Below are 6,670 nucleotides of genomic sequence, written 5' to 3'. Positions count from 1 at the left end.
GCCGTCGCTTGCAGGGTCCGAAACGAGAGCAGGAGTGAGCCCATGAATGCCGCGATGCGTCTTGCCAGTGTGTTTCTCGCGGTCGCTTTCCTCGCCTCCGGTTGCAACCGCGGTGGCGGCGGTGACGCGGCTGAGCACAGCGAGAAAGCAGGAGGTGAGGCAGCCAAGCCGGCGGTTCCCGCACCCGGTCACAGTGATGCATCCCCGACCCCGGCACCCGGGGTGACGCTCTCGGGCAAGGTGCATCTGATCGGTCAGCCGCCGGCACCGTCGGTTCTCAAGATGGATGCCGACGCGGTCTGCTCCAAAGCCCACCCGGACTCGCCGCCGGTGTCCCAAGAGGTCGTCGTGGATGCCAGCGGCAATCTGGCCAACGTTTTCGTTTTCGTGCGCAACGGTCTCGAGGGCAAGAGCTTCGCCACACCGCCGTCACCGGTGGTCCTCGATCAGAAGGGCTGCATGTACACGCCGCACGTGCTCGGCATGATGGTGAACCAGCCCCTCAAGATGTTGAACAGCGATCCCACCTTGCACAACATCCACGCGCACCCCAAGGTGGATGGCAACAAGGAGTTCAACCTCGCCATGCCGCGTCCCGGGCTGGAGCACACCCGCACCTTCACGAAGGAAGAGATCATGATCCCGGTGAAGTGCGACGTGCACCCGTGGATGGTGTCGTACATCGGGGTCCTGGTGCATCCGTTCTTCGCGGTGACGGACCACAACGGCAGCTTCAAGATCCCAGACCTCCCGGCCGGCACCTACACCATCGAGACCTGGCACGAGAAATACGGGGCCCAGACACAGACGTTGACGGTGGGCGCCACACCCACTGCGGAGCTCGACTTCTCCTACCAGGCGGGCGGCTCCTGAAGCGCGTAAGTATTTGGCCGGATTCGAGATAGAGTTCTGTTTCCGAGGCCGGGCCGGGGTCGTTGCAGAGCGGGTTGGACTCGTCTAGCATGCACCGACCGCGAGGCGAGCGCCGTGAAGGAATTCCCTGACCGGACGGGCGAGACCGAGTGCCCGTTCCCGGGGACGAGCGTCGACAAGGCCCAGCCGCAATGCCCTCCACCACCACGGTGACGACACCGCGCCCCGCTACGCCCCGCCGGTCCGGCGTCTGGCTGCATCGATACGCCGTGCTGGTTGCGGTGTGCACCGCCCTTCTCGTCTTCGCGGGCGGCCTGGTGACGAGCACCGGGGCCGGGCTCTCCGTCCCCGATTGGCCGCTCTCCTACGGCATGGTGTTTCCGCCCATGGTGGGCAACGTGCGCTTCGAGCATGGGCATCGCATGCTCGCCGCCACCGTGGGCATGCTGACCGTCGCCCTCGCCCTCTGGTTGCAGCGCCGCGAAACTCGCCCGCGCCTGCGGCGTCTCGGCTGGCTCGCGGTCGGCGCGGTGGTGGCGCAGGGCCTGCTCGGCGGTCTCACGGTCCTGCTCATGTTGCCGCCCCTGGTTTCGGTGGCGCACGCCTGTCTCGGTCAGACGTTTTTCTGCATCGTCGTCGCTATCGCGTTGCAGACCTCCGCGGGCTGGCGTCAGGCGCCCGCTCCCAGCATCGAGCCGGCCGGGATCGTGTCCTTACGCGGCCTGGCGGTTCTCTCGACGGCAGCGGTTTTCCTCCAGCTCGTCCTCGGGGCGCTCATGCGCCACACCGGTGCCGGCCTCGCGATCCCGGACTTCCCCCTCGCTTTTGGGCGCCTGGTGCCCGCCTTCAGTACGCCCGGCATCGCCATCCACTTCGCCCACCGGGTCGGCGGCGTCATCGTGGCCGCCTGCGTCGCGGCCACCGCCGTGGTGGCCATGCGCCGGCATCGCGAGCAGCGGCCGCTCCTGGTGCCGGCGGTTCTCGGACTCTTTCTCGTGGCCGCGCAGATCGGGCTCGGGGGGTTCACCGTCTTGTCGGCGAAGGCCGTCGTGCCCACGACACTTCATGTCCTGAACGGAGCTTTGATCCTGGCGAACAGCTTGGTCCTGACACTGCGCAGCTTCCAGCTGCTGCAAGCCGCGCCCGCCCGGCGGAACGCCGTGCTCGGCGCCCCCGCGGTGATCCCATGAACGTGCCCAGCCATGTTCTGAGCGCGACTTCGGTACGCACTCGCCTGGCCGACTACGCCGAGCTCACCAAGCCACGCATCACCACACTCGTGGTGCTGACGGCGTGGGTGGGATACATCGTGGCCGGCGGCGGGAGCGCCGATCTCACCCTGCTGCTGCACACGCTCCTGGGCACGGCGCTCACCTGCGCCGGCACCAGCGTGCTCAATCAGGTGTGGGAGCGCGAGCGCGACGCGCGCATGCGCCGCACCCGCCACCGGCCGCTGCCCGCAGGGCGGTTGCAGGCCGCGGAGGCCTTGGTCTTCGGCGCCAGCCTCGCCTTGGCCGGACTCGTGGAGCTCGCGTGGTTCGTCAACCCCCTCGCGTCGCTGGTGGCAGGGGCGACGCTGGTGGCGTACCTCTTCGTCTATACCCCGCTCAAGACCCGCACTTGGTGGTGCACTACCGTAGGAGCGGTGCCCGGGGCGGCGCCGCCGCTCATCGGTTGGGCCGCAGCGCGGGGGACGCTGGACCTCGGCGCCGCCGCGCTCTTCCTCATCCAGTTCGCCTGGCAGCTGCCGCATTTCTACGCCATCGCCTGGATGTATCGCGACGACTACGCGCGCGCCGGCTTCCCCATGCTCTCGGTGCTGGACACGGATGGCCGCCGCACGGGCCGGCAGATCGTGGCCTGGACCGCGGCGCTGGTGGCGCTCAGCCTGCTGCCCGTGCTGCGCGGCGACGGTGGCTGGCTGTACGGTGTCGCCGCCTTGGTCCTGGGCGCCGCTTTCTTCCGCCTCGCTCTCGAGGCGGCGCGACGCCACGATGCCCAGCGAGCGCGGCGCGTCTTCTTCGCTTCCGTCGTCTACCTGCCTCTCCTCTTCGGCGTGCTGGTGCTGGACACGCTGCTCCTGTGAGCACACGGCCCGCGACACTCGAGGGCGTCATGAGCGACGTCACGGACAACGACCCTGCGGTGCAGGTGACGGACGTTTGGCATGCGTACGGCGAACGCCCGGCCTTGCGAGGCGTGGGCTTCGCCGTACGGCGCGGCGAGATCTTCGGCCTTCTCGGACCGAACGGCGGCGGCAAGAGCACGCTCTTCCGCATCCTCTCCACCCTTCTCGTGCCGCAGCGCGGCAGCGCCCGCATCCTGGGACTCGACGTGCAAGCCGACCGCTCCCGTGTCCGGCGCGCCCTGGGCGTCGTCTTCCAGTCCCCGGCGCTGGACCGTCAGCTCAGCGTGCGCGAGAACCTGCGATACCAGGGTCACCTCTACGGCCTGCACGGCGGCGTCTTGCAGAAGCGGAGCCAGGAGCTGCTGCAGAGGCTCGGCTTGAGCGACCGCGGCGACGCTCGGGTCGCCACGCTCTCGGGAGGCTTGCGCCGGCGCGTGGAGCTGGCGAAGTGCCTCCTCCACCAGCCGCAGGTGCTGATCCTCGACGAACCCTCCACGGGTCTCGATCCAGGGGCACGCCTCGAGTTCTGGCACCTCCTCGAGGAGGTGCGCCGCGAGCGAGGCGTCACGATCCTGCTCACGAGCCACATCCTGGAGGAAGCCGAGCGCTGCGACCGCGTGGCGATTCTGGAGCGGGGTCATCTGGTGACGAGCGGCGCACCGTTGGAGCTCAAAGCGGCGGTGGGCGAGGACGTGGTCACCGTCGCGGCGCGCGATCCGGCGCGCCTCGCTGCCGGCATCGCGGCCCAGTTCGGCCTGGCGCCGCGCGTCGTCGATACGAGCGTGCGGCTGGAGCACGGTGCGAGCGCGGCGTTGCTGCCTCGCCTCGTCGAAACGTTTCCCGACGACATCCTGTCCTTGACGCTCTCCAAGCCGACCTTCGAGGATGTCTTCATCCACTTCACCGGACATCGCTTCGATGACGCCGGCGAGAGCGGCAGCGACGGCAGTGCGGCCGGTGCCGGAGCCGCGGGCCGCCGGGGCTCGAGGAGGCACTGATGCTGCTCGCGGCCCTGTCGCTCACCGAGCGCGAGATCGTGCGCTTCTGTCGCCAGCCGAGCCGGGTGGTGGGCGCGCTGGCGCCGCCTCTCCTCTTCTGGTTCCTCATCGGCTCCGGGATCGGCGACACCTACCGCCTCGATCCGACGATGCACGCCCGGAGCTCGCTGGAGTTCCTCTTCCCGGGAACGCTGCTGCTGATCATGCTGTTCACCGCGATCTTTTCCACCATCTCCATCGTCGAGGATCGCCGGGAAGGCTTCCTGCAATCCGTGCTCGTCGCTCCCGGAGCCCGGGGCGGGCTCGTCCTCGGCAAGATCCTGGGCGGGACGACGCTGGCGCTCGCGCAGGCGTTCCTCGTCCTCGTCGTCGCCATGCTCGTAGGGAAGTCGTGGAGCCTCGGCTCCTTCCTCTGGAGCGCCTTGGTGCTCTTCGTCACCGGCTTCGGCTTCACCGGGCTCGGGTTCCTGCTCGCCTGGCAGCTGGATTCCACCCAGGGATTCCATGCGCTGATGAACCTGTTGCTCATGCCCATGTGGATCCTCTCGGGTGCGCTCTTCCCCGCCACCGGCGCGCCGGGCTGGTTGCGGGCGGTGATGGCGGTGAACCCCATGAGCCATGCTCTCGAGGCGCTGCGGCACGCCTTGGCGGCGGGATCCGTGCGTCTCGAAAGCGGATCTCTGCTGGCTTCGATCGCCCGGCCCTTAGCGCTCAGCGTGAGTTTCGCGCTCGCCACGCTGGCCGCGAGCCTGTGGCTCGCGTCCCGTTCGCGCGCCGGGGATCTATCGTGAGGCACGAGGCGACATCGGGTCCGCCGGCACCAGCCCGTTCCTTCCTGACCGGTCGCATGCGCTGGCTCATGGCGTCGCTCTCGCTCGCCGTTCTCGTGCTCGTCGCTCTTGCCGTCATCGCGGGCAAGCGTGAGCTCTTCCGCGGCGGCGTTCTGGTGGATCGGGCCGCCGAGGCGCTCGCCGACTACGGACCGGCCCCGTCCTTCGCCCTGGTGAACCAACTCGGCGACAGCCTGCATCTCGCCGATCTGCGCGGCCGCCCGTGGATCGCCGATTTCATCTTCACCACCTGCGGCTCCATCTGTCCGATGATGTCGGCACAGTTCGAGCAGCTCTCCGGGCAGATCAGCCCCTCGGTGCGCTTGGTCTCGTTCAGCGTCGACCCGGAGCGCGACACGCCAGCGAAGCTGGCGGAGTACGGGGCGCACTACGGTGCCACACCGGAACGCTGGCTGCTCCTCACTGGCGACAAACCGCAGATACGCCGGCTGGCGCAGGAAGGCTTCCACCTCAGCGTGGAGGACGCCTCGCCCGAGGACATCGCCTCCGGCGCCGAGCCGATCTTGCACAGCACGCGTTTCGTCCTCGTGGACGCGGAAACGCAGATCCGCGGCTACTACGACGGCGCCGACCCGGAGGCCGTGAAGCAGCTGCAGGTCGACCTGGCTCGCCTCGTCCGCGGCGAAGTGCCCTAGGAATGAGTTGCACGTGGCCCTCGAGGATCTGCCGGCGCTGAACGCGGGGCTGAACACCCTGAGCGCCCTCTTCCTGCTCACCGGCTTCCTCTGCATCCGCCGGCGCCGGATCGCGGCCCATCGCGCTTGCATGCTCTCGGCGCTGGGCACGTCCACCCTGTTCCTGATCTCCTACCTCACCTATCACTTCCAGGTGGGGACGACGCGATTCACCGCGACCGGCTGGATCCGCCCGCTCTACTTCACCATCCTCGCGACGCACACGGTGCTCGCCGTGGTCATCGTGCCCCTCGTCCTGCTCACTCTCCGCCGGGCGCTGCGGCGCGAGTTCCCTCGCCATGCCCGACTGGCGCGCTGGACCCTGCCGCTCTGGTTCTACGTTTCCGTCACCGGCGTCGTCATCTACGTGCTCCTCTATCGAGTCGCCCCACCCGGCTGATCGCCCGCCGACCCGCGGCCGGCGCGGCCCAGTAACTGTTGTACGGCAGCAGGGGGCGCGTGTAGGGTGTCACTCCTGACCGTCGTGTCTCCCAGATCGAGTGGTCCGAGAGCGAGAGGGTGGCTGTGGCCAGGGCGACGATCACTTCCGTGGGGCACTGGGTGCCTAATAAAGTACTTTCCAACTTCGACCTCGAAAAGATGGTCGAAACCACGGACTCGTGGATTCAGGAACGTACGGGAATCCGCGAGCGGCACATTCTGGAAGAGGGGGCGACCTCGGACCTGGCGGCACCGGCGGCGCGCCTGGTTCTCGAACGCCGCGGCATGGATCCCGCCGACCTCGAGCTCCTCATTGTCGCCACCGTGACCCCGGACATGATGTTCCCGCCCACCGCCTGCATCCTGCAGGAGAAGCTCGGGGCGAAGAAGGCCTGGGGCTTCGACCTCTCCGCGGCCTGCTCCGGTTTCCTCTACGCCCTCGTCACCGGAGCGCAGTTCATCGAGAGCGGCACCTACCGCAGGGTTCTCGTCGTCGGGGCCGACAAGATGAGCGCCATCACGGACTACACCGATCGCAACACCTGCATCCTGTTCGGCGATGCTGGCGCCGCGGTACTCCTCGAACCGAGCGAGGATCCCGCCTACGGCATCCAGGATCACGTGCTGTACGCGGATGGAGCCGGTGGGCCGTTCCTCTATCAGCGGGCCGGGGGAAGCCGCATGCCGGCGAGCCACGAGAGCGTG

Annotated in this window: 8 protein-coding genes; all 8 read left to right on the top strand. The window is 68.5% G+C overall.

Annotation, left to right across the window (positions count from 1 at the left end; all coding sequences use genetic code 11):
• Positions 1 to 42: 42 nt before the first annotated feature.
• Positions 43 to 873 carry a carboxypeptidase regulatory-like domain-containing protein gene (locus tag VFE28_17050; GenBank protein HZM17706.1) on the top strand — a complete coding sequence of 277 codons (831 nt, stop codon included), beginning with the start codon at positions 43 to 45 and terminating at the stop codon, positions 871 to 873.
• A gap of 191 nt (positions 874 to 1,064) precedes the next feature.
• Entirely contained in the window at positions 1,065 to 2,063 is a 999-nt protein-coding gene (locus VFE28_17045; protein HZM17705.1) for a COX15/CtaA family protein, read from the top strand.
• Positions 2,060 to 2,959, top strand: coding sequence for a heme o synthase (gene cyoE / locus VFE28_17040; protein HZM17704.1), 900 nt, complete (start codon positions 2,060 to 2,062; stop codon positions 2,957 to 2,959). The genes VFE28_17045 and cyoE overlap by 4 nt, the downstream gene beginning before the upstream one ends.
• A 29-nt stretch (positions 2,960 to 2,988) precedes the next feature.
• Entirely contained in the window at positions 2,989 to 3,999 is a 1,011-nt protein-coding gene (locus VFE28_17035; protein HZM17703.1) for an ABC transporter ATP-binding protein, read from the top strand.
• The gene (locus VFE28_17030; GenBank protein ID HZM17702.1) at positions 3,999 to 4,790 is read left to right on the top strand and encodes an ABC transporter permease; all 792 of its coding nucleotides are present in this window, start codon (positions 3,999 to 4,001) and stop codon (positions 4,788 to 4,790) included. Before VFE28_17035 ends, VFE28_17030 begins: the two co-directional genes overlap by 1 nt.
• Positions 4,787 to 5,485, top strand: coding sequence for an SCO family protein (locus VFE28_17025; GenBank protein ID HZM17701.1), 699 nt, complete (start codon positions 4,787 to 4,789; stop codon positions 5,483 to 5,485). Before VFE28_17030 ends, VFE28_17025 begins: the two co-directional genes overlap by 4 nt.
• 13 nt (positions 5,486 to 5,498) lie before the next feature.
• Positions 5,499 to 5,924, top strand: coding sequence for a DUF420 domain-containing protein (locus tag VFE28_17020; protein HZM17700.1), 426 nt, complete (start codon positions 5,499 to 5,501; stop codon positions 5,922 to 5,924).
• Positions 5,925 to 6,043: 119 nt separating this feature from the next.
• The coding region (locus VFE28_17015) for a beta-ketoacyl-ACP synthase 3 (GenBank protein HZM17699.1) at positions 6,044 to 6,670 on the top strand (627 nt) is incomplete at its 3' end.

The sequence above is a fragment of the Candidatus Krumholzibacteriia bacterium genome, from assembly GCA_035649275.1.
In the GTDB taxonomy this organism is placed as follows: Bacteria; Krumholzibacteriota; Krumholzibacteriia.
This window is presented reverse-complemented; position numbering and strand designations above follow the sequence as displayed.

What these genes read in the sequence shown, in the direction of transcription:
- VFE28_17050 (HZM17706.1), top strand. Translation starts at nt 43, where the DNA reads ATGAATGCCGCGATGCGTCTTGCCAGTGTGTTTCTCGCGGTCGCTTTC.
- VFE28_17045 (HZM17705.1), top strand. Translation starts at nt 1,065, where the DNA reads ATGCCCTCCACCACCACGGTGACGACACCGCGCCCCGCTACGCCCCGC.
- cyoE (HZM17704.1), top strand. Translation starts at nt 2,060, where the DNA reads ATGAACGTGCCCAGCCATGTTCTGAGCGCGACTTCGGTACGCACTCGC.
- VFE28_17035 (HZM17703.1), top strand. Translation starts at nt 2,989, where the DNA reads ATGAGCGACGTCACGGACAACGACCCTGCGGTGCAGGTGACGGACGTT.
- VFE28_17030 (HZM17702.1), top strand. Translation starts at nt 3,999, where the DNA reads ATGCTGCTCGCGGCCCTGTCGCTCACCGAGCGCGAGATCGTGCGCTTC.